The sequence below is a fragment of the Streptomyces sp. PSU-S4-23 genome, from assembly GCF_055632315.1.
In genome coordinates this window covers 8,568,228-8,590,110 of sequence record NZ_JBVMUU010000002.1, presented here as the reverse complement: position 1 = coordinate 8,590,110, position 21,883 = coordinate 8,568,228, and the positions used below count along the sequence as shown (strand labels likewise).

20 protein-coding genes and 1 pseudogene are annotated in these 21,883 nt (G+C 73.1%); 13 read left to right on the top strand and 8 right to left on the bottom strand.

Going from position 1 to position 21,883, the window contains the following annotated elements; translation table 11 throughout:
• Positions 1-7: 7 nt before the first annotated feature.
• Positions 8-424 (bottom strand): hypothetical protein, encoded by a 417-nt coding sequence (locus ACZ79I_RS38800; RefSeq protein ID WP_471504442.1) that lies wholly within the window; start codon positions 422-424, stop codon positions 8-10.
• On the opposite strand from ACZ79I_RS38800, the gene ACZ79I_RS38795 reads away from it, so the two are divergent.
• Positions 408-665, top strand: coding sequence for a hypothetical protein (locus tag ACZ79I_RS38795; protein WP_471504440.1), 258 nt, complete (start codon positions 408-410; stop codon positions 663-665). The two genes, ACZ79I_RS38800 and ACZ79I_RS38795, sit on opposite strands and share 17 nt — an antisense overlap.
• 265 nt (positions 666-930) lie before the next feature.
• Complete coding sequence (locus ACZ79I_RS38790) at positions 931-2,382, top strand: C40 family peptidase (RefSeq protein WP_471504437.1); 1,452 nt, start codon at positions 931-933, stop codon at positions 2,380-2,382.
• 70 nt (positions 2,383-2,452) lie between these two features.
• Here ACZ79I_RS38790 and ACZ79I_RS38785 read toward each other — a convergent pair whose 3' ends face one another.
• A complete protein-coding gene (locus ACZ79I_RS38785; protein WP_471504435.1) occupies positions 2,453-3,226 on the bottom strand; it encodes an NPP1 family protein in 774 nt (257 codons plus the stop codon).
• Between the two features lie 139 nt (positions 3,227-3,365).
• Positions 3,366-3,629: pseudogene (locus tag ACZ79I_RS38780) on the bottom strand (cupin domain-containing protein); the annotation flags it as partial.
• A gap of 248 nt (positions 3,630-3,877) precedes the next feature.
• On the opposite strand from ACZ79I_RS38780, the gene ACZ79I_RS38775 reads away from it, so the two are divergent.
• From ACZ79I_RS38775 to ACZ79I_RS38760, 4 genes are all read left to right on the top strand, one after another.
• Positions 3,878-4,828, top strand: coding sequence for a TauD/TfdA dioxygenase family protein (locus ACZ79I_RS38775; protein WP_471504433.1), 951 nt, complete (start codon positions 3,878-3,880; stop codon positions 4,826-4,828).
• Between the two features lie 251 nt (positions 4,829-5,079).
• Positions 5,080-7,011, top strand: coding sequence for an AMP-dependent synthetase/ligase (locus ACZ79I_RS38770; protein ID WP_471504430.1), 1,932 nt, complete (start codon positions 5,080-5,082; stop codon positions 7,009-7,011).
• Positions 7,012-7,138: 127 nt separating this feature from the next.
• On the top strand, positions 7,139-8,398 hold the full coding sequence (locus ACZ79I_RS38765; protein WP_471504427.1) for a DUF4032 domain-containing protein: 1,260 nt from the start codon (positions 7,139-7,141) through the stop codon (positions 8,396-8,398).
• 91 nt (positions 8,399-8,489) lie between these two features.
• Positions 8,490-9,245: a dienelactone hydrolase family protein gene (locus ACZ79I_RS38760; protein WP_471504425.1), complete on the top strand. Its 756-nt coding sequence runs from the start codon at positions 8,490-8,492 to the stop codon at positions 9,243-9,245.
• Positions 9,246-9,396: 151 nt separating this feature from the next.
• Here ACZ79I_RS38760 and ACZ79I_RS38755 read toward each other — a convergent pair whose 3' ends face one another.
• Positions 9,397-10,269 carry a universal stress protein gene (locus ACZ79I_RS38755; protein ID WP_471504422.1) on the bottom strand — a complete coding sequence of 291 codons (873 nt, stop codon included), beginning with the start codon at positions 10,267-10,269 and terminating at the stop codon, positions 9,397-9,399.
• Positions 10,270-10,397: 128 nt separating this feature from the next.
• Here ACZ79I_RS38755 and ACZ79I_RS38750 point away from each other — a divergent pair, with 128 nt between their 5' ends.
• The 3 genes from ACZ79I_RS38750 to ACZ79I_RS38740 are packed head-to-tail and all read left to right on the top strand — an operon-like array spanning position 10,398 to position 13,946.
• Positions 10,398-12,077 carry an NAD(P)/FAD-dependent oxidoreductase gene (locus tag ACZ79I_RS38750; protein ID WP_471504420.1) on the top strand — a complete coding sequence of 560 codons (1,680 nt, stop codon included), beginning with the start codon at positions 10,398-10,400 and terminating at the stop codon, positions 12,075-12,077.
• Between the two features lie 22 nt (positions 12,078-12,099).
• A complete protein-coding gene (locus ACZ79I_RS38745; protein WP_471504418.1) occupies positions 12,100-13,599 on the top strand; it encodes an ATP-binding protein in 1,500 nt (499 codons plus the stop codon).
• A complete protein-coding gene (locus ACZ79I_RS38740) occupies positions 13,596-13,946 on the top strand; it encodes a UBP-type zinc finger domain-containing protein (protein WP_471504416.1) in 351 nt (116 codons plus the stop codon). The genes ACZ79I_RS38745 and ACZ79I_RS38740 overlap by 4 nt, the downstream gene beginning before the upstream one ends.
• Here ACZ79I_RS38740 and ACZ79I_RS38735 read toward each other — a convergent pair.
• Complete coding sequence (locus tag ACZ79I_RS38735) at positions 13,943-14,071, bottom strand: hypothetical protein (protein ID WP_471504414.1); 129 nt, start codon at positions 14,069-14,071, stop codon at positions 13,943-13,945. The genes ACZ79I_RS38740 and ACZ79I_RS38735 overlap by 4 nt on opposite strands.
• Between ACZ79I_RS38735 and ACZ79I_RS38730 the strand changes: the two genes are divergently transcribed.
• The gene (locus tag ACZ79I_RS38730; protein WP_471504412.1) at positions 14,063-14,494 is read left to right on the top strand and encodes an ASCH domain-containing protein; all 432 of its coding nucleotides are present in this window, start codon (positions 14,063-14,065) and stop codon (positions 14,492-14,494) included. The genes ACZ79I_RS38735 and ACZ79I_RS38730 overlap by 9 nt on opposite strands.
• Positions 14,495-14,954: 460 nt before the next feature.
• Here the strand turns inward: ACZ79I_RS38730 and ACZ79I_RS38725 are convergent, their stop codons facing one another.
• Complete coding sequence (locus ACZ79I_RS38725; RefSeq protein ID WP_471505503.1) at positions 14,955-16,421, bottom strand: serine hydrolase domain-containing protein; 1,467 nt, start codon at positions 16,419-16,421, stop codon at positions 14,955-14,957.
• A gap of 174 nt (positions 16,422-16,595) precedes the next feature.
• Here ACZ79I_RS38725 and ACZ79I_RS38720 point away from each other — a divergent pair, with 174 nt between their 5' ends.
• From ACZ79I_RS38720 to ACZ79I_RS38710, 3 genes are all read left to right on the top strand, one after another.
• Positions 16,596-17,567, top strand: coding sequence for an LLM class F420-dependent oxidoreductase (locus ACZ79I_RS38720; protein WP_471504410.1), 972 nt, complete (start codon positions 16,596-16,598; stop codon positions 17,565-17,567).
• Positions 17,568-17,623: 56 nt separating this feature from the next.
• Positions 17,624-18,871: a 4-hydroxybenzoate 3-monooxygenase gene (locus ACZ79I_RS38715; protein ID WP_471504407.1), complete on the top strand. Its 1,248-nt coding sequence runs from the start codon at positions 17,624-17,626 to the stop codon at positions 18,869-18,871.
• A gap of 136 nt (positions 18,872-19,007) precedes the next feature.
• Positions 19,008-20,624 carry a protein kinase domain-containing protein gene (locus ACZ79I_RS38710; protein WP_471504404.1) on the top strand — a complete coding sequence of 539 codons (1,617 nt, stop codon included), beginning with the start codon at positions 19,008-19,010 and terminating at the stop codon, positions 20,622-20,624.
• An 83-nt stretch (positions 20,625-20,707) separates the two neighbouring features.
• Here the strand turns inward: ACZ79I_RS38710 and tgmB are convergent, their stop codons facing one another.
• Positions 20,708-21,664 carry an ATP-grasp ribosomal peptide maturase gene (gene tgmB / locus ACZ79I_RS38705; protein ID WP_471504402.1) on the bottom strand — a complete coding sequence of 319 codons (957 nt, stop codon included), beginning with the start codon at positions 21,662-21,664 and terminating at the stop codon, positions 20,708-20,710.
• A gap of 13 nt (positions 21,665-21,677) precedes the next feature.
• Entirely contained in the window at positions 21,678-21,869 is a 192-nt protein-coding gene (tgmA, locus tag ACZ79I_RS38700) for a putative ATP-grasp-modified RiPP (protein WP_471504398.1), read from the bottom strand.
• Positions 21,870-21,883 lie beyond the last annotated feature (14 nt).

The window sequence follows — 21,883 nt, the reverse complement described above, 5'->3', positions numbered from 1 at the left end:
GATCCGATCATGACCCGGCCCGGCCGCACCCGCCCGGCGGGCTGATCCGAACGGCTTCCCGGCTCGCCGCCCCGCTGCGCCACGGGTAGCGTCTGCGGTGCCGGGGGGCGAAGTCCGGGACCCAGGAACGGATGTGAACCGTGACCACGCCGAAGACCGCCGGGAAACGCCCGGGTACGAGGAGTACGAAGGCGCCGCGCCCCGCCGCCTCCACGACGCGGACCGGGCAGCGGTCCGGCCGCGGGTCGGCCGTGATGAGCACGACCAGGAGCACGACCAGGAGCACGGCGAAGAGCACGGCGAAGAAGCCGGTGAAGAAGCCGTCGGCGAAGGCGATGACGAAGCCGACCGCGAAAGCCGTGAGGAAGCCCGCCGGCGAACCGGCCGCCGGGAGGAAACCGGTCGCCGTGTCCGGCGCACGCACGGTCAGCATCACCGTCCCGGGCCTCGGCGGCGCCGTCACCCGGGTCGTCGGGGCCGTGTCGGTCCCCATGGCCGCCGCCCGTCGCGCACTGCCCGCCGAACGCGGCCTGCCCCTGTACGCCGGCCTCGGCGCACTGGCCGTCGCGGGCGCCCTCGAATGGCCGGTGGCCCTGGGCCTCGGCCTCGGCTACGCCGCGCTCCGGCGGGGCGGCTCGCCGGCACCGCCCTCGGCCTCCTCCTGAGAACCTGGGGGAACGTCAGCGCGAAAGTCACAATTATGTATCGGACATATCGCGCTTCAATCTTCACATGAGGCACACACGTTGGCTAGGTTGACCGGCGGGCAGCACGACTCACTCCGGCGAACCTCGCCGGGTCGCGCGGCCTCCGCCGATCCGTGGCACCCGGACTGCCCGGCAGAGCAAGGCCGTTGGGCACACCTTCGGAAGCCTCTGCCCGCGCCAGGCAGCCGTCCCGGTAGGCGGAGCACGGAAGGAGCACGTTCCCATGGCGCCGGAGCAGACCCCGCACTCGGACGGACCGAGTCGCGCCGAGGTCCGGCAGCGGATCCACTCCCTCTACGACCAGGCCGAGACCGCCACCGGGAACTACAACGCGACCCGCGCGATGACGACGGGCACGCGGGGGCGCGTCAACGCCGCGCGCAGCGGAGGACGCAGGAGCACCGACCCCACCCTCGACAGCGTCGCCCGGCAGTGGTTCGACGCGGCACGCTCCACGCTGGGCCCGACGGTTCCGGCGCTGCTGCCCGCGGACAGGATGCCCGACCGCCCGGCGGCCGCCCGGCCCACGAGCCCGGCGAAGCGGCCGGGTGGCGACGCCACCGGCCGGGAGCTGGAGGTGGCCGGGCGTCCCGTCCGGGAGCTGACCGGCGGGCCGACCGCCGGGGCGGCTGCCGCTCCCCGGGCCGAGCTGACCGCCCGGCCCCTGGCCGCCTTGCCTGCCGCCGCCTCCGCGAGCCAACCGGAGGCCCCCAAGGCCCTGCCGGCCCCGGCCGCCGCTCCCACCGCCGCCGCGCGGCCCTCACCCGTGCGGACGTTGAAGGAGCAGAACCAGCGGAAACTGTTCGCGGCACGTGAGGTGCTGGCCAGGGGCACCGCACGGCGCGGCACGCCGCTCGCGGCGATCGAGGCTCCGCAGGCGGCATGGCTGCCCCAATCCCCCGCCCCCTTCGCCACCGAGCCGATGGGCATGCCCGGCACCGGCCGCCCCACCGCCGTGGCGGCTCTCCCCACCGCCGATGCGTACGCCGGCGGAGACGGCGTCCCCCGTACCGAAGCCTTCACCGTCACCGCATCACCGGCCGACACCGGAGCCTTCGCCCTCACCGCATCACCGGCCGACACCGGAGCCTTCGCCCTCACCGGATCACCGGCCGACACCGGATCACTCGCCAGCACCGCATCGCCGGCCGGTACCGCATCACTCGCCGGCGCCCAGGCGTTCACCGGCACCGCCCCCTTCGCCGGCAGCGACCCCTTCGCCGGCAGCGACCCCCTCGCCGGCACCGCCCCGTTCGCGGGCAGCGACCCCCTCGCCGGCACCGGCGGCATCCCGGCCCCGGCGTACGACACGAAGGCGGCGAAGGCGCTCGCCTTCGCCCGCGCGCAGATCGGGAGGCCGTGCGTCTGGGGCGCGAGCGGACCCGAGTCGTACGACGCCTCAGGTCTCACCCAGGCCGCCTGGCGGGCCGCCGGAGTCAGCCTCCCGCGCGCCGCGCGGGACCAGGCAGCCGTCGGCACCGCGGTCCCCCTGACCGCCCTGCAACCCGGCGACCTGGTCTTCTTCCAGGACAACGCCGGCCACCCCGGTCACGTCGGGCTCTGCGTCGGCAACGGCATGATGATCCACGCTCCGGGCCCCGGGGCGTTCATACGCGAGGAGCCGGTCTTCCACGCCGGAGCACCGGCGGTTCACGGCGCCGTACGGCCGGTGTGAGCCCTCGCCGTCGCGCGGGCCGCGTGACGAGGCGGCCGGTGTCCCGGGGCGGGGGCACCGGCGGCGCACGTCAGGCGTTGGGGTCGAAGGCGATGCCGGACGGTTGGGCCTTGGCGAGATGGGAGGCGAAGGCGCCGTCCTTCAGGCCGAAGTGGGCGCTGCCGAAATCGGCCTGGCTCAGCTTGTCGCGCAGCCCCGGAGGGTAGCCGTTCCAGCCGACGAGCGCCGGGAACTGCCAGGTGTGGTAGTGGTTCTCCGGCGGCTCGTCGTTGCCGTTCGCGGGACGGAAGCAGTGCGTGCCGATGCCGTCCTTGTGGTAGACGATCTTGGGGTGGGTACCGTCCCAGCGGATCTGGTCGCGGCCGTAGACGTGGAAGTCGCCGTGGGCGGACGTGGAGACGTACCGGGCCTCGTTGTTCTGGACCCACACGACCACGTGTTCCCAGTCGTGCCGGTGTCCGCCGAGGCCGCTGCCCGCCACCGCCTGGTCCTTCTCGAAGTAGAGACCGTAGATGATGGCGCACCAGCCGTTGTTGCACGTGTAACGGGAGTACCCGTTGGTGTTGTCGAGGTCCGAGGCGTCGTGGCACGAACCGTTGAGCGCCCCGGTCGGCTTGAGGCCGCCGTTGAGGGTTCCGTCGGGGCCGATGGCGGGCGTGGAGTAGCAACCGTCGGTGTCGTAGTCGAAGGCCGGCTGGAACGTCTGCTCCAGACCGTCGGCGTTGGCGGGCAGCGCCTTCGGCGGATCCGCGAGCGCGATGCCGGGGAAGGCGACCACGAGCGCGACGGCGCTGCCGACGACGAGCGAGGCTCTGCGGAACCGCGAGGCCTTGTTGACTGTCACTGCGTCCTCCTGATGGACCGCGGTGGGGGGTGGGGCATGCGTATTGGCATGCCCGGAACAATCTCGCGGACATCCGGCCGGCGCGGCAAGCGTCGGTGTACGCCCCCTCCTTCCGCCCCCGCGCGGGAGGCCCCCGCGGCTACGGGAACTGGCAGCCGGGATTCGGCGCGTCCTCGGAGAACGGCGCGCCGTGCGGCAGCACGTACAGCACATCCAGGACGAGCGGGGTGCTGCCGAGGTTGCGGCCCAGATGCACGCGGTCCGGGCCGCTCGGTTCCGTCAGGGTGCTCCCCGCCCGGTAGACGCCGTCACCGGCGCAGGTGGCGTCGAAGTGGCTGAGGGTCCCCTGCTCGACGTACCCGTACAAGGGGCCGTCGTGGTAGTGCCAGCCGGTGCTCTGCGGAGCATGAGATGCATACGTCCTCCGGGACCGGGTCACAGGATGCGCTGGGCGCCACCGGAGCCTTCCCCCGGGGGTCCCCGCTTCACGTCTGCCTCGTAGGCCCCCGCGCACCGCACGGACCGCACCGGCGGCCTCACCACGGGACGGCGGCAGACCAGCCACCGCGGGAGTGGCCGGTCTGTCGCATCGGCGGCGGACGGGGTGATGCTGGTGCTCCGAGGTCCGCACGCACGACGGACGGAGAACGCATGACGACGTACGGCCGGACCGGGATCGAGGTGAGGCCCGTCGCGGGCCACATCGGGGCCGAGATCACCGGGGTCGACCTGCGCGGCGACCTGGACGACGCCGTGGTGGCCGCGATCCGCACGGCCGTGCTGCGCCGGAAAGTGGTGTTCTTCCGGGAGCAGCACCTGGACCACGCCGCGCACATCGCGTTCGCGCGCCGGTTCGGCGAGCCCGTCGCCCCGGCACGGCGCGGCAGCGTGTCGCCGCGGGAGTACCCGGAAATCGAGACGACGGCCGACCGCCTGGAACTGGGCGGACGCTACGGCATGGACCACGACGAGTGGCTGCGGCGCAGGCGCCACTCGCCGCTGCGGGGCTGGCACTGCGACCACGGCGCCCGTGTCGATCCGCCCGCGGCCACGATCCTGCGCGCCGAGTCCGTGCCCCCGTACGGCGGGGACACCCAGTGGTCGAACCTGGCGGCCGCCTACGCCGGACTGTCCGCGCCCGTACGGAACTTCGTCGACGGCCTGCGCGCCGAACACCGGCTGGGCGTCGGCTACCAGGCCCGGCCGGGAGACGACGCCTATCTGCGTCATCTGCTGGATCACCAGGTGGCCACGGAGCACCCGCTCGTACGGGTGCACCCCGAGACGGGCGAACGGGTGCTCTTCGTCGACGGCTACTACGTCGAGCAGATCCTCGGCCTCTCGCGCGCCGAGAGCGCGCACATCCTGCAGATGCTCCTGGAGCAGGCCACGCGCCCCGAGTACACGGTCCGGTTCCGCTGGGAGGCCGGCAGTGTCGCCTTCTGGGACAACCGGTCCACCGTCCATCTCGCCCCCGGCGACCTCGTCACCCCGGAGCACCCCCGCATCATGCACCGCGTGATGCTCTCGGGGGACATCCCGGTGGGCCCGGACGGCACGCCCTCCGCACCGGTCACCGGCCCGGAGCCCGGCCGCTGGTGACACGGCGCCCCGCACCCGCCCGGCCCGCACCGCCCGGCGGCGGCGCTCGACCACGCTGCCGGGGGCATGCCGCACGCAGCGCGTACGGTGCCCGCCAAAACGTTCCCGCTGACCAGCCCGGACGCCATGACGGCGTTTCTTGAAGGTTCCTTGTCGGTTTCCGGCGCGTCCGGCGGCAACCTCGGCTACATTCGAGCCCCGCCGATCCTGCACCCATCGGCGACGTCGCAGGACAGCACGGGGAGCGGCGCATGCGCGACTTCGGGAACGGCCGGCCGGCCGCCCCGGTCTTGTCGGAGGAGCCTGTCATGACGGGAGGGCTCGCCGACAGCGTCTTCGACACGGCGAACCGGGCCCCCGACCTGCCGCAGATCGCCCGGCGCACCGACCCTGCGGGAATGACCTGGGCCCCGGTGACGGCGAGGCAGTTGCGGGACCAGGTGGTCGATCTGGCCAGGGGCCTGATCGCCTCGGCCATCCGCCCCGGCAACCGCGTGGCCGTCATGGCGCGCACCCGGTACGAGTGGACCGTGTTCAGCTGCGCCCTGTGGGCGATCGGCGCCGAGGTCGTGCCGATCCATCCGACGTCCTCGCACGAGCAGGTCGAATGGATCCTCAGGGACGCGAGCTGCGTCGCCGTGGTCGTCGAGGACGAGCAGGCGATCATGACCGTCGGGTCGGTGTGCGCCTCGCTTCCCCTGCTGCGCCACGTCTGGCAGTTGGACACCGGTGCGCTGGACGAACTCGTGGAGCGCGGCCGCCCGGTGCCGGCCACGACCGTCGACTCGCTGCGCCGGATCGTGCTGCCGGACTCGACCGCGGTGGTCGCCTACACCTCCGGCACCTCCGGGCACCCCCGCGGGTGCGCGCTCAGCCACCGCAACCTGGCCACCCCCTGCGACACGCTGCTGGCCGGCTGGGCGCACACCGTGGCACCGCCCGGTGTGCAGCCCGCCATCCTCGCCTTCCTGCCCTTCTCACACGTGTACGGGCTGATGATCCAGCAGGTGTGCCTGCGGGGCGGGTTCCTCATGGGCCACGAACCCGAACTGAACGCGGAGGCCCTGGCATCGGCGTTACTGACGTTCCGTCCGACGTACCTGTACGCGGTCCCGTACGTGTTCGAGAAGCTCTACAAGAAGTTCCTCCGCGCGGCCCAGCAGGCCGGCCGCGGAGCCCTGTTCGAACGAGCCGTGCGCACGGCGCAGGACTACGCCCTGGCGGTCGAGCGGCAGCGGCTGGGCGCCGGTCCCGGCCCCGGCTTCGACCTGAAACTGCAGCACACCCTGTACGACCGGGCCGTGTACCGGAAGCTGCGCGCCGCGCTGGGCGGAAGGGTGTACGGGGCGGTGTCCGGCGGATCGCCGCTGCACCGTGAACTCGGCCTGTTCTACGCGGGGATCGGCGTACCGGTCAACGACGGGTACGGGCTCACCGAGACCAGCGGGGGCGTCACCGTGCACCCGGCGGGCCGGGAGAAGTCCGGCACCGTGGGGCGCCCCCTGCCGGGCATCGACGTGCGGGTGGCCGAGGACGGCGAGATCCTGGTGCGCGGGCCGTCGGTGTTCCAGGGGTACGTCAACGACGAGCACGCCACGGACGCGGCGCTGCGCGACGGCTGGCTGGCCACGGGCGACATCGGGCAGTTCGACTCCGAGGGATATCTGACCATCACGGGCCGCAAGAAGGACATCATCGTCACGAGTGGCGGCAAGAGCGTGGCCCCGGCGGCGCTGGAGGAGCGGCTGCGGGTCCATCCGCTCATCCAGCAGGCGGTGGTCGTGGGCGACAACCGGCCCTGTGTGGGCGCCCTGATCACCCTGGACCCGGAGTTCCTGGCCCACTGGCGCGGGCTGCTGTTCGCACAGGGGGACATGCCGGGGCGGGAGGCGCGCGAGGAGAACGCGCTGCGGCAGGAGGTGGCGCGGGCCGTCGCCGCGGCCAACACCACGGTGTCGCGGTCCGAGTCCATCCGGGTCTTCCGCGTCCTGCCCGAGCCCTTCGACGTCACCAACGGGCTGCTGACGCCTTCGATGAAGCTGCGCAGGGACGCCATCACGCGCCGGTACGCGGTGGAGATCGACGCCATGTACCAGTCCTCCGCGCGCATTCCCCGGGAGCGCAGGTCGGAGGAGCTGCCGACCTGGGACGACTCGGACGACGTGTTCCGGCGCGCGCGGTGAGGTCCGGGCGGGCCCGCTCCCGCGCGGATCGCCGTCCATGATCCGGTCCGCCTGTTGACGCGGGGGCCGCCGGGGTGCGGTGATGCTCCCGGCACGACGGCCCACCGTGAGGCGAGGACGGTCACCGATGGCTCTGCGGATCAGCGCGACCAACCCGGAGCATCCCGCGCTCCTGCTCGACCTGCCCTGGCAGCTGCCCCTGGAGGAGTGGCCCGAGCACCATCTGGTGCCGCTGCCGCGCGGCATCTCCCGGCACGTGGTGCGCTACGCGCGCGCCGGCGCGGAGGTGGTGGCGGTCAAGGAACTCGCCGAGCGGCCCGCGGTACGGGAGTTCGAGCTGCTGCGGGACCTGGACCGGCTCGGGATCCCGGCGGTGGACCCGCTCGCCGTGGTCACCGGGCGCACCGGACCCGGCGGTGAACCCCTCGAACCGGTGCTGATCACCCGGCACCTGGGCGGCTCCATGCCCTACCGCTCGATGTTCGAGACGACGCTGCGGCCCGCCACCATGCACCGGCTGATGGACGCGCTCGCGGTGCTCCTGGTCCGCCTGCACCTCGCGGGGTTCGCCTGGGGCGACTGCTCGCTGTCCAACACGCTGTTCCGGCGGGACGCGGGCGCCTACGCCGCATACCTCGTGGACGCCGAGACGGGGGAGCTGCATGCCCGCCTGAGCACCGGGCAGCGGGAGTACGACCTCGATCTGGCGCGCGTCAACATCAGCGGCGAACTGCTCGACCTGGAGGCGTCCGGGGCGCTGCACCCGTCCGTGGATCCCATCGCGTTCGGCACGGAGATCTGCGGGCGTTACAGCGGTCTGTGGCAGGAGCTGACCCGCACGTCCGTGTACCCCGCGGGCAAGTACCACTACATCGACCGCCGTATCCGCCGGCTCAACGACCTCGGGTTCGACGTGGCGGAGATGCAGATCGCGCGCTCGTCCAGCGGTGACACCGTCACCTTCGTGCCGAAGGTCGTCGACGCCGGGCACCACCAGCGGCAACTGCTCAGGCTGACGGGACTGGACGCCGAGGAGAACCAGGCCCGGCGGCTGCTGAACGACCTGGAGAGCTGGATGGCCACCCAGGAGGACTACGCGCCCGGCGACCCCCTCGCCGCCCGGCCCGAGGTCCTCGCCCACCGCTGGGTGCGGGACGTGTTCCGGCCCACCGTGCGTGCCGTGCCCCGTGAACTGCGCGGCTCGATGGATCCCGCCGAGCTGTACCACGAACTGCTCGAACACCGCTGGTACCTGTCCGAGCACGCCCAGCACGACATCGGTCTGGACACGGCCGTCCGGGACTACATCACCACCGTCCTGCCGAAGGTCCGCGCGACGCCGGCCGGCCCCCGCGCCGAGGACGATCCCCTGCCGCCGCCCGTGTGAACGCTCCGGCGGTCCTGCCGCGGACGCCCCCGGACGGCGTTGCGAAGATGGCGTCCGAGGACCGGCTGGAGTCGAGAGGCAGGAGACCCCCATGACCGCCACCCGTGGAACATCCGTGGACATCCCCACCGGGGACGGCACGGCCGACGCCTACCTGACCCACCCGGACGACCACGGCCCCCACCCCGCGGTCCTGCTCTACATGGACGCCTTCGGGCTGCGCCCGGGCCTGAGGGCCATGGCCGACCGCCTCGCCGGCAACGGCTACACGGTCCTCGTGCCCAATGTGTTCTACCGGCAAGGGCGGGCGCCCGTGGTCGAGTTGCCGGACTTCATCGACACGTCCGCGCGTCCGGAGCTCTTCCAGCGGATCACACCGCTCATCCGGTCGCTCACCCCGGATCCGGCCGAGCGCGACGCCGACGCCTTTCTGCGGTGGCTCGCCGACTGCCCGCAGGCCGCCGACGGGCCGGTGGGTGTGATCGGCTACTGCATGGGCGCCCGGCTGGCCCTGCGCGCCGCCGGCTCCCACCCGGAGCGGGTCGCCGCGCTCGCCGGCTTCCACGGCGGAGCTCTGGCGACCGACACGCCCGACAGCCCCCACCGGGTCGCCGGCCGCATCACCGCGGAGGTCTACTTCGGCCACGCCGACCAGGACCGCTCGCTGCCGCCCGAGCAGATCGAGCGGTTGGAGAAGGCCCTCACCGAAGCGGGTGTCCGCCACCGCACCGAGGTCTACCCGGGGGCGCAGCACGGCTTCACCCAGGCCGACACCTCCAGCTACCACCCGGAGGCGGCGGAACGCCACTGGAGGGAACTGCTGGCACTCCTGGACCGTGCCCTGTGAGCTCCACGGGACCGCACCGGGCACGGCACGGGGCACACCGCGGAGGGGGCCGGGTCCCTCCCGCGAGGACCGGCCCGGCGCGGTGCGGCCCGGCGCGGCCCCGCCCACCGCGCGACGCGGCGCGCCGCCCGCCCCGGTGTCCGTCCTCGGGTCAGGCGGGCGGCACCACGGCCACCGGGCACGGTGCGTGGTGGACCAGGGCGTGCACCACCGAGCCGATGCGCGCGCCGACGGCCGAGCGGTGGGCGCGGCGCCCCACGACCACCAGCTGGGCGCCACCGGTCACGGACAGCAGCACCTGGGCCGCGCTGCCCATCTCCACGTGCTCGCTCACCCGCACGTCGGGGTAGCGCTCCCGCCAGGGCCGCAGCGCCGCTTCGAGCGCCTTCTTCTCGTACGGCTCCAGACCGCCGGCCTCGTCGAGCAGCTTCAGCGAGGCGGGGCTGTAGGCGAACACCGGCGGCAGGCTCCAGGCCCGTACGGCCCGCACGGCCGCTCCCCTGGCCGCCGCCGTCGCGAACGCGAACCCGAGCGCGGCCGCGCTGTCATCCGGATCCCCGTGCTGGCCGACGACGATCTCGCGGCCCGCCGCCTCGGCCGCCGGCCGGTCGTCGGAGCGGACCAGCACCACCGGCCGGACGGACTCGGCGATCACCTGCTGGCCCACGGAGCCCAGCAGGAAGCCCACCACCGCTCCGTGCCCGCGCGAGCCCAGCACCATCAGCTCGGCCCCGGCCGACTCGGCGACCAGCGCCTCCACGGGCGGGGCCTGGAGGGCCTCGGCGGCCACGGTCAGTCCCGGATGGCGGTCGGTGAGGATCCGCTCGGCCTCGCGCACCACCTCCCGCGCCCACTGGCCCTGCGTCTCGCGGTCGGCGTCGAGCGGGACGTCATAGGACTGCCACTGCCACGCGTGCACGATCCGCAGCGGCAGCCCCCGGCGCACGGCCTCGCGGCCCGCCCAGGCCGCGGCGGCGACGCTCTCCGGTGATCCGTCCACTCCCACGGTGATCGGGCGGGTCATTCGGTTCCTCCCAGTGCATGATCCGGCTTCCCACGCTACCGAGCCGGGCGGTCCCCGGTTCCTGAGCGAAACGGAGAGATCGAACATACGATGGCCGGGACGCCGAGGAGCTCGGGGTGGGAGACTCGATGGCACAGGCTGCGGGCACGGCGGCACGGACCGTGATCCTGACCGTGGACGACGACCCGGGAGTGTCCCGTGCCGTGGCACGCGATCTGCGCCGCCGGTACGGCGAGTCGTACCGCATCGTGCGCGCCGAATCCGGGGAGAGCGCGCTGGAGGCGCTGCGTGAGCTGAAGCTGCGCGGCGACCCGGTGGCCGTCATCATGGCCGACTACCGGATGCCGCGGATGAACGGCATCGAGTTCCTCGAACAGGCCCTGGACGTCCACCCGGGCGCCCGGCGGGTGCTGCTGACGGCGTACGCGGACACCGACGCGGCCATCGACGCGATCAACGTGATCGACCTCGACCACTATCTCCTCAAGCCGTGGGATCCGCCGGAGGAGAAGCTCTACCCGGTCCTCGACGACCTGCTGGAGGCGTGGCGGCTGTCCGACCACAGGCCGGTCGCGGTCACGAAGGTGGTGGGGCACCGCTGGTCGGCGCGGTCGTCGGGGGTGCGGGAGTTCCTCGCCCGCAACCAGGTGCCCTACCGCTGGTACTCGGTCGACACACCGGAGGGGCAGCGGCTGCTGGCGGCGGCCGGCCAGGACGGGCAGCGCCTGCCGCTCGTGGTCACCCCGGACGGCACGCCGCTGGTGGAGCCGCAGGATCCGGAGCTCGCGGCGCGGGTGGGGCTGGCGACGACACCGGCCGCCGAGTTCTACGACCTGGTCGTGATCGGCGGCGGGCCCGCGGGGCTCGGAGCCGCCGTGTACGGGGCGTCGGAAGGACTGCGGACGCTGCTGGTGGAGCGTTCCGCCACCGGTGGGCAGGCCGGGCAGAGTTCCCGGATCGAGAACTACCTCGGCTTCCCCGACGGGGTGTCGGGCGCCCAGCTGACCGAACGGGCCAGGCGGCAGGCGGCGAAGTTCGGCGCCGAGATCCTCACCGCGCGGGAGGTGTCGGGCCTCGAGGCCAGCGGGGCCGCACGCATCGTGCGGTTCTCGGACGGGTCCGCGATCGCCGCGCACAGCGTGATCCTGGCGACCGGGGTGTCCTACCGGCAACTGGCGTCGCCCGGCCTGGCGGAGCTGACCGGGTGCGGCGTCTTCTACGGCTCGGCGCTCACCGAGGCTCCCGCCTGCTCGGGGCACGACGTGTACATCGTGGGCGGCGCCAACTCCGCGGGCCAGGCGGCGATGCACCTGTCCCGGGTCGCCAAGTCGGTCACCCTCCTCGTACGGGGCGAGTCGCCGGCGGCGTCGATGTCGCACTATCTGATCCAGCAGATCGCCGAGGCGCCGAACATCGCCGTGCGCACCCGTACCGTCGTGGAGGCGGCGCACGGCGCCGGCCGCCTGGAGCAGCTGACGCTGCGGGACGTGGTGAGCGGGCACACCGAACTCGTCGGCGCGCAGTGGCTGTTCGTGTTCATCGGGGCGGCCCCGCTCACGGACTGGCTGGAGGGGACGGTGCTGCGGGACGAGCACGGGTTCATCCCGACCGGCCCCGACATGACGAGCGACGGGCAGCCGCCGCCGGGCTGGGAGCTGGAGCGGCCCCCCTACCACCTGGAGACCAACGTCCCCGGCGTGTTCGTGGCGGGGGACGCGCGCGCCGAGTCCGCCAAGCGGGTCGCCTCCGCGGTGGGCGAAGGGGCGATGGCCGTGATGCTCGTCCACCGGTATCTGGAGCGGTCATGAAGGCGCGGCACGGGGAGCGGTCGTGAACGGCCGGCCGATGCCCTGCGACATGGCGGAGCTGAGCACGCTGTTCCTGTTCGAGAAGCTGGAGCGGGAGCAGTTGGAGCGGCTGTGCCGGGAAGGCCGGGTGGAGCTGTTCGAGCCCGGGCCGGTGTACACCGAGGGCGAGCCCGCCACCTCGTTCTTCGTGCTCCTGAACGGCACCGTGGTGCTCTCCCGCCGGGTCGGCGCCGACGACGTGGAGATCTCCCGGACGTCGCAGCGCGGGGTGTACGCGGGCGCCTTCCAGGCGTATCTCGGTGACCGCGCGCGGGCGGGGACGTACAACGGGTCGATGCGGGTCACGGAACCCTCGCGGTTCTTCATCCTGCCCGCCGAGACCTTCGCCGCGGTCGTGCGGGACTGGTTCCCGATGGCGGTGCACCTGCTGGAGGGGCTGTTCTTCGGCACCAGGAACACGCAGCAGGCCGTCAACCAGCGGGAGCGGCTGCTGGCACTGGGCTCCCTGTCGGCGGGTCTGACCCACGAGCTCAACAACCCGGCCGCGGCGGCCGTGCGGGCCACCTCGGCGCTGCGCGAGCGGGTGGCGGGGATGCGGCACAAGCTGGGTGCGATCGCCGCCGGGCGGTACGACCCGGACACGCTGCCTGCGCTGGTCGGCATCCAGGAACGGACGGCCGAACAGGTCGCCAAGGCGGCGCCGCTCAGCCCGCTGGAGGCGTCCGACCGCGAGGACGCGATCGGCGACTGGCTCGACGACCACGGCATCGAGGGCGGCTGGCAGCTCGCGCCGACGTTCGTGCAGGCCGGCCTCGACACCGACTGGCTGGACCAGGTCGCGGCGGCCGTCGACGAGCAGACCCTCGAAGGGGCGGTCCGCTGGCTCAACTACACGGTCGAGACCGAACTGCTGATGAACGAGATCGAGGACTCCACGACCCGGGTCTCCGCGCTCGTCAACGCGGCCAGGCAGTACTCCCAGCTGGACCGGGCGCCGTACCGCACCGCCGACGTGCACGAACTCCTGGACAGCACCTTGCTGATGCTGTCCGGGAAGATCGGCGAGCGCATCACCGTCGTCAAGGAGTACGACCGGACGCTGCCGCCCATCCCCGCCTACCCCGGCGAGCTGAACCAGGTGTGGACGAACCTCGTCGACAACGCCGTCTCCGCCATGAACGAGGCGGGCGGGGACGGCACGTTGACCGTACGGACCGCCCTCGACCGGGACCGGTTGCTGGTCGAGTTCCGCGACACGGGGCCGGGCGTGCCGCCCGACATCCGCGGTCGCATCTTCGATCCGTTCTTCACCACCCGACCGGTGGGTCAGGGCACCGGCCTCGGCCTGGACATCTCCTGGCGCATCGTCGTCAACAAGCACCACGGAAGCCTGGAGGTCCACTCCGTGCCGGGCGACACACGGTTCCAGGTCCGGCTGCCGCTGGACTCCCCCGAGTCCGGCGTCACCGGGCCGGACTCCGTACCCCGGCCCGATCCGCAGACAGCACCGGAGGCGTCATGACCGAAGTGAACGGAATCGACCCCGGCGTCCCGCCGAGCGGCACCGGCTGCGTGGAATGCGACGAGGCGGGCGGCTGGTGGTTCCATCTGCGGCGGTGCGCGCAGTGCGGGCACATCGGCTGCTGCGACGACTCGCCCGCCAAGCACGCCACCGCCCACTTCCGCGCCACCGGGCATCCGGTCATCCGCAGTTTCGAACCGGGCGAGGAGTGGTTCTGGGACTTCACGGCCTCCGAGCTGTACGAGTCCGGGCCGCAGCTCGCTCCCCCGGTCAGCCGTCCCGCCGACCAGCCCGCGCCGGGGCCGGCGGGCCGGGTGCCGGCCGACTGGGCGGACATGCTCGGCTAGAAGGCCGGCGGGCGGTAGCCGGCTTGCCGGACCAGGGCGCCGACGAGTTCGGCGCGGGCCTCCTCGGCGGGGCGCTGACCATTGATCAACGCGACCGGGCTTCGTACCCTCTCCCGATGGGACATGAGGACCTTCCGACCCTTGAACTCGCCTTTCCCGGTCCGGAACGCGATCGTGGCGTCGCGGCGATCTTGAGCGGACGGAAGACCGCGCTCACGGGTCTCCTGGAGATGTACGAGCGCGCCGGAGAGGCGGTGCCGCAGACCGGTCAGCGGTTCTCGGTGCTCGATTCCGGGGGTCGTCCGGCCGTCACGATCGAGCTCGTCGACGTTCGGGTCGTTCCCATGAAGGACATCGACGACGACTTCGCGCGAGCCGAGGGGCGCGGCTACTCCGACGTCGCACAGTGGCGGGCAGCCCACGAAGAGTTCTTCCGGAGCGACGGCGTGAGCGAGTTCTTGGGTGCTACCCCTGTCATCGGCGATGACACTCTCGTCGTCGCTGAACGCTTTCGGGTGGTCGCGCCCGACGCCCAGCGTGATCGGTGACCGCATCCGACTCGATTCAGCTGCTGTCCTGCTCGACCGCGAGGTGCGGCCTGGTGGTCAGCAGTGGCCGTCCTGGCCCAGCACGCTCCGGCAGTGCGCCCAGGCCGACGCGGACAGCAGCGGCCGCCATCGCGTCAACAGGTCGCGCAGGTCCGCCCCGTAGCGGGCGCGGACTTCTGGGCTGACTGCGGCGATGTCCAGTTCGTTGGCGGCGGTGAGTTCAGCGAAGTCCCGGCGTGTTGCGAGGCTTGGATGCGTCCGTGCACCGGTGAACCGGTCGACGAACGTGGCTCGGTCATCGGTGAGCCCCTGGTCATCGCGACATCACCCGTCCGCGCGGTCGTCGTCTGGTCCGAAGCATTCGTGATCGTGGGGCAGAAGACCGCCGCGCTGCGCTTCGTCCGGCGGCACCGCGTCTTCGCAGGCAGGCCCGATTGCGGCGGGAGTCGTACGCCGGGCGTCAGCCCCGCCCCGTCGAGCCGTCCCGGGACGGGAAGGGAGCCCGGCGACGGCGCAGCGGACCGGCGTGCAGCGGGGTCGTGTGCCAGCGGGCCGTGAAGGTGCCGTCGTCGAGGGCGCAGGTCACGGTGAGGCGGTGTGGTGTCTCCAGGAACAGGACGTCGACGCGCAGGGTGTCCGGGCCGGTCCAGCCGCCGCTCGCCGCGGTGGGGACCGGACCCTCGCCGACGGCCCAGCCGGCCTCCGGAAGGCGCAGGGCGAGACGGTCCTCGTCCTCGACGAGGGTCACCGTCCAGACTCCGCCCTCCTCGGTGACCTCGGCCGCCGTCAGGGTCGGCTGGTCGCCGCAGCGGCCGCCCCGCGGTGTGAAGCGCGCCCCCGCCCAGGGACCGGGATGCTCTCCGGGGCCGGGACGCGCGGCGACCGGCGGCAGGGCGAGGCGGTCGAGGCGGTGCCGGAGTGCCCGGTCCGCGTCGGTGCGGCCGGGGAGGGGGCGGGGGCCCAACGCGGGCAGCAGATGCCGCCACATCGCGTCGAGCAGTTTCTGCATCTGCACCGTCGCCGCGGTGGTCGCGATCACCGCGTCGTGGTCGGGCAGGACGACGCAGAACTGGCCGTAGGCGCCGTCGCCGCGGAAGCCGTGCCGCGACGCCCAGAACTGGAAGCCGTAGCCCTGCTGCCAGTCCGAGGCGGCGCCCACGGCCGTCGCGTCGGCGGTGGACACGTGCGGGCGCGTCGCCTCCGCCACCCAGGAGGACGGCAGCAGCCGCCTTCCCTCCCACACCCCGTCCTGGAGGTAGAGCAGGCCCAGCCGGGCGATCGCGTCCGTGGTGGCGTGCAGTCCGCTGAATCCCAGGTCGCGGCCGCGTGGATGCTGGATCCAGGCGATCTCGCCGATGCCGAGCGGATCGAGGAGCCTCGGGCGCAGATACTCGGTCAGCGACCGGCCGGACAGCCGCTGCACGAGCGCGGCCAGCGTGTAGGTCGCGGGCTGGTTGTAGGCGAAGACCGAGCCGGGGTCACGGTCCGGCGGGATCAGCAGGAACCCCCGTACGGGCTCCGCACGGTCCAGCCGGAACGCCTCGTCAGCGGTGCCGGTGAGGTGCCCGGTGGCCATGGACGCGATGTGGCGCACCCGCATGGCGCGGCTGCGCGGGTCGGTGATGTCCGCCGCGAACTCCGGGAAGTAGGACAGCACGGGCGCGTCGAGGTCGAGAAGGCCCTCGGCGACGGCCAGTCCGGCGGCCGTGGAGGTGAAGCTCTTGCTGAGGGAGTACAGCAGTTGGGGGCGCTCGGCGGTGTAGGGCGCCCACCAGCCGGAGGCCACCAGGCGGCCATGGCGCACGATCATGAGGCTGTGCGGTTCGATGTCCGGTGCCGCCTCGACCGTGTCGAGGAACGCCTCGATCCCGCGGGCGTCGACGCCTTGTTCGGCGGGCGTGCTGACGGGCAGCGGGCGGGCGCTCATCCGGCGGGCCTCCAGAACGGGTTCGGGGCGGTGGTGAGGCACCGCCTCACCGTCTGCGTGCATCCGCCATCCTCCGTTCCGGCTCACAGCATGTCCATGATCTCGACGGGCGCAATCCGGCCAGTGGGACGCACCGCTCGGTTTTCGCGCGCCAGGGCCGGGAACCCGCGCTTTATGGTGCATATCGGATACACGATGATGACCGAACAGGCGGGTCCGCGGGAACTGGTCGGCCATGTGGTGCGGGCGGAGGCGGCGGGCTTCGACTTCTCCGTGACCTCGGACCACTACGCGCCCTGGCTGCGGGCCCAGGGGCACTCGCCGTACGCGTGGAGCGTGCTGGGCGCCGCCGCCCAGGCCACCTCCCGCATCCCGCTGATGACCTATGTGACCTGCCCGACCGTCCGGTACCACCCGGCGGTGGTGGCACAGAAGGCCGCCACGGTGCAGCTGCTGTCGCAGGGCAGGTTCCGGCTGGGTCTCGGCTCCGGTGAGAACCTCAACGAGCATGCGGTGGGCGGGGGATGGCCGTCGATCGAGGTGCGGCACGAGATGCTGGAGGAGGCGATCGGCATCATCCGCGGCCTGTTCGGCGGCGGTCATGTCAGCCATCGGGGCAGGCACTTCACCGTGGACTCCGCACGGCTGTGGGACCTGCCGGACGAGCCGCCGCCGATCGGGGTCGCCGTCTCCGGGGAGCGGTCCTGCGCGCTGGCGGGCCGGCTCGCCGACCTCGTCATCGCCACCGAACCGGACCGTGACCTTCTCACGGCCTTCGACCGGCACGGCGGCGAGGGCAAGCCACGGGTGGGCCAGCTGCCGGTGTGCTACGACGCGGACCGGGAGGCCGCGATCCGGCGCGCCCACGAGCAGTTCCGCTGGTTCGGGTGCGGCTGGAAGGTCAACTCCGAGCTGCCGCACCCCGATTCGTTCGCCTCGGCCACGCAGTACGTCAGGCCCGAGGACGTCGCCGCCTCCATCCCGTGCGGCGATGATCCGGCCGATGTCGTCAAAGCCGTACGGCCGTTCGCCGAGGCGGGGTTCACCGAGGTCGCGCTGGTGCAGATCGGCGGCGAGACACAGACGGAGTTCCTCGACTGGTCGGCGAAAGAGCTGCTGCCGGCCCTGCGGGAAACCCTTGGCTGAACTCAACTTCCGTGCGCGGCAAGTCCGTTGGCCGAAGGGCCGGGATAATGCACCCCATGACCGGCCACTCCCCCGCGCCTCCGCCCCCGCCCCAGCGGCACGTCCCCGTCGTCATCGTGGGCGCCGGTCCCGCCGGACTGACGCTCGCCAACCTCCTGCGGGACGCCTCCGTCGACTGCGTGGTGCTGGAGGCCGGCAGCAGGGAGTTCATCGAACAGCGGCCCAGGGCCGGGTTCATCGAGGAATGGGCGGTACGGGCACTGGAACGGCACGGGCTCGCCGAGCGGCTGCTGGAGCGGGCGCCGAGGCACGGCGAGTGCGAGTTCCGGGTCGGTGGCGAACGGCACCGGTTCGCCTACGCGGAGGTGTCCGGACACCACCACTTCGTCTATCCGCAGCCGTTGCTCGTCACGGACCTGGTGCGGCAGTACGCGGACGTCAAGGGCGGGGACATCCGGTTCGGCGTGCGCGATGTGGAGCTGCACGACGTCGGCACCGGGGAGCCGTCGGTGTCGTACACGGATCCCGCCTCGGGCGAACGCCGCCGGTTCGCCTGCCGCTTCGTCGCCGGCTGCGACGGCGCCCGCGGCGTGACGCGCGCCTCGCTGCCGCCCGGGCACGCGCACACGGCCCGGCTCGACCACGGGGTGGGCTGGCTGGCGCTGCTGGCCGAGGCGCCGCCGTCGTCCGACTGTGTCGTCTTCGGGATGCATCCGCACGGTTTCGCCGCCCATATGGCCCGCAGCCCACAGGTCACCCGCTACTACCTCGAGTGCCCGCCCGGCGACGACCCGGAGAACTGGCCGCACGAATGCGTCTGGTCCCAGCTGCGCGAACGGCTGTCCGCGGCGGGCGCCGCCCCGCCGACCGAGGGGCGGCTGATCGAGAAACGCGTGCTGGACATGCACAACTACGTGGTGCGGCCGATGGTGCACGGGAGGCTGTTCCTGGCAGGAGACGCGGCCCACCTCGTGGCGCCGATCGCCGCCAAGGGCATGAACCTCGCCCTCCACGACGCGCTGCACCTCGCGGACGCCCTCATCGCCTTCCACCGCGGCGGCGACGAGGCGGGGCTGCGCGGGTACTCGGCGGCGTGCCTGCGGCGCGTGTGGGACTACCAGGAGTTCTCGCAGTGGTTCGCCGAGTTGCTGCACGGTCCGTCCTCCGGCGACCCGTTCCGCGCGGGCAACGCGGCGGCGCGGCTGCGCCGGCTCTTCACTTCCCCCGCCGCGGCGGCGGCGTTCGCGGAGTCGTACGTCGGGGCGGCCACGGAAGTAACCAACGGTAACCTACCCGCGGGTTGAGCGGCGGGTAACGTTTTCACGCCCGTCAGCGCTGGATTCTGGGCGGAAAACCGAAATCCGCACCGTGGAAACCCCGTTTCTTTGAACACCCACCGTCACGCCCTCCGTACCTCCGGGAAACGGTTCGCTGCGAGGGATGACGATGGACGACGGGCAGGTCTCCACACAGGAGTTGATCGCCGGACGATACCGGGCGGTCGAGGCCGTCCACCGGGAGGACGGGCGGACCGTCTGGCTCGGCGAGGACATGGAGTTCCGGCGCCCGGTCTCGCTGCTCCAGTCGCGGCTCACCCCGCTGCAGCCCGAGGTCACCCCGCGCCGCACGATCGCGCGGATCCTGCGCGAGTCGGAGGCCATGGAGGCGCTGTGCCCCGGCCGGGTCGCGACCGTGGTGGACGTCGTCGAGGACGGCGGTGTCCTGTGGACCGTGACCGAGCGGATCGAGGGCACCCCCCTCGGGGAGATCCTGGCCCGCGGTCCCCTCAACTATGTGCGGGCGGCCCGCATCGGGCTCGGGATCCTCGACGTGCTGGAGGCCGCCCACCGCCGGGGGGTGACACACGGCGACCTCAGTCCCGGGCAGGTGTTCGTACAGGAGGGCGGCGCGGTCGTCGTGACCGGCTTCGGGCTGATCGGGACGTCCGTCACCCAGCGGGTCACGGCACCCTCGTACGCCGCCCCCGAACAGGCCCGCGGCTCGAGCGCGGGTCCGGCTGCCGACCAGTGGGCACTGGGGGCACTGCTGTACGCGATGGTGGAGGGCCGTCCGCCCTTCCGGGACCGGGGTTCGGCGGAGGCGACGCTGCGCGCCGTGGACCGGCTGCCGTTGCGGTCCCCGGCGAACGCCGGCCCGCTCGCCCCGGCCGTCACCGGGCTGCTCCGCCGGGACGCCCTGGAGCGCGTCCCGGAACCCGTGGTGCGCGCGTCCCTGACGCGCATCGTCAACGAGGACCTCGACGAACCCACGCAGGAGATGCTTCTGCCGCGCTTCCGGGGCGCGTGGCAGGTCGCCCACCGGGCCGGACGGGCCTGGAGCAGACCGGCCGTGCGACGGTCGGTGCTGGTGGGCGCGGGGCTCGTCGTCGCGGCCTCGTCGGTCGCCGTCCTCGTCACGGCGGGCCGCCCGTCCGGCAACGGCGCGAGCGCGGTGGGCGCGGAGCCGTCCCGCTCCGGGGTGCCCTCCGCGGCCGGCTCGCCCGGCGGCACCGACCGCGCGACGCCCCCTCCGCGGCCGGGTCGCACCGCGACCCCCACCCCGTCCGCGTCGCCGAGCACCCCGGAGGACCCGGCCCCGCTCTTCCGCCGCTATGTCGCGCCGCAGGGCTTCTCCATCGACCTGCCGCAGGGGTGGAAGCCGGTCACCACCGACACGGCGGGCGGGGGCACCTACCGGGTGACGTTCGGCGCGAGCGGCGATCCGCGGAGCCTGGCGGTCACCTACAGCGCGGGCCTCGGTCCCGACCCGGTCGCGGTCTGGAAGGCGCTGGAGCCGGCGCTGGACAGCACGTACGCCGGCTACGAGCGGGTGGGGGACATCCGCCCCGTGACCTACCAGGGTCACCAGGGCGCCGACATGGAGTGGCTGTCCACGGTGAACGGCGTCCGGGTGCACACCTTCGGCCGCGGTTTCCTCGTCGGCGACCGGCACGGCTACTCGCTGCGCTGGACGACGCCCGCCGCCGACGCGCAGAGTCCCGCCAACCGGCAGGCCCTGGCAGAGTTCCTGCGGACCTTCCGGCCACCGGCGGGCTGACGCGCGGCGGCTCCACGCACCCACCGGACCGCCCCCCGCCACCCGGGCGGCGGGCAGCGGGTGGCGGTGTCCGGGCGTGCGGCTCACCGGAGGCCGTCGAGGGTGCGGCGGTCCCCCGTCCGTTGCGCGAGCCACCGGGCGACGGCCTGCGCTATCGGCTGTCCGGTCTCCAGTTCCACGAACCCGAACTGCCCGCCCTGGTTGCACTCCAGGAACCACCACAGGCCCTCCTCGTCCTCGGCGAAGTCGAAGGCGGCGTACGCGAGGCCGGACAGCGTCAGGTACTCGTGGACCGACTTCGCGATACGGTCGGGCACCTCGGCCGACCGCCAGGGGTGCCCGGTGTCGCCGTAGCGGCCGTCGATCTGCCCGGGAGCCGCCGTCTTGCGGGCGGCGAACAGCCGGGTGCCGACGGAGGTCAGCCGGATGTCGGCACGCTTGGGGATGTAGCGCTGCAGCAGGGCGGGGCCGGCCGCCACCGCGGAGAAGTCGGCGCCGGGGCCCACGAGGGTGGTCGGCAGGGCCAGCGCGGGATCGCCGGGCGGCGGTCCCGAGGCCGACTTCACCACCACCTCGCGGTACTCCTCGGCGAACTGCTGGGCCAGGCGCGGAGCGGTGGTGACGACGGTCGGCGGCACCGCGAAGCCGCTGAGGTGGGCGATCCGCAACTGCCACGGCTTGTACCGCGCCTGCTCGGCGTTGCGGGGGTGGTTCATCCACCGGGTGGAGGCCGAGTAGAGCATGCCGTACAGGGCCTGGCGGGTCTCGGCGGTCAGCCACGGCGAGGGGTGCGCGGCGTGCGCGGCCGGCTCGCCGGGCCGGCGCACCCACACCGAGCGCAGGCCGCCCATGCTCAGGACGTGCCCGTTCACCGAGAGATGGCCGTCGAAGTCGCCGTGGGCGTAGTCGGCGGACAGCACCGCCTTGCCGGGAAGGTCGGCGGGGTCCAGGCGCATCACGGGAACGCACCACTCGTCCAGCCTGGCCACCACCATGTCGGCGGTCACGTCCTGCTCGGACGTGAGGATGAGGACCGTCATCCGCGTGCGGGCGTCAGTCGTCGAAGTGGGTCTGGGAACCGGCGGTGGACGTCGTCGTACCGGCCGCGCGCAGCAGCGCACGATCGCTGACGGCGGGCCGGCCGTCCGGGAGCACGTTCAGCTGCCGCAGCGCGTCGAAGCGGTACGGCGTCACCGTGGCCGGAAGCGCTCGGGGCAGCGCGTAGTTGAGGGTGAACGGTCGCACGGGACACCTCCACG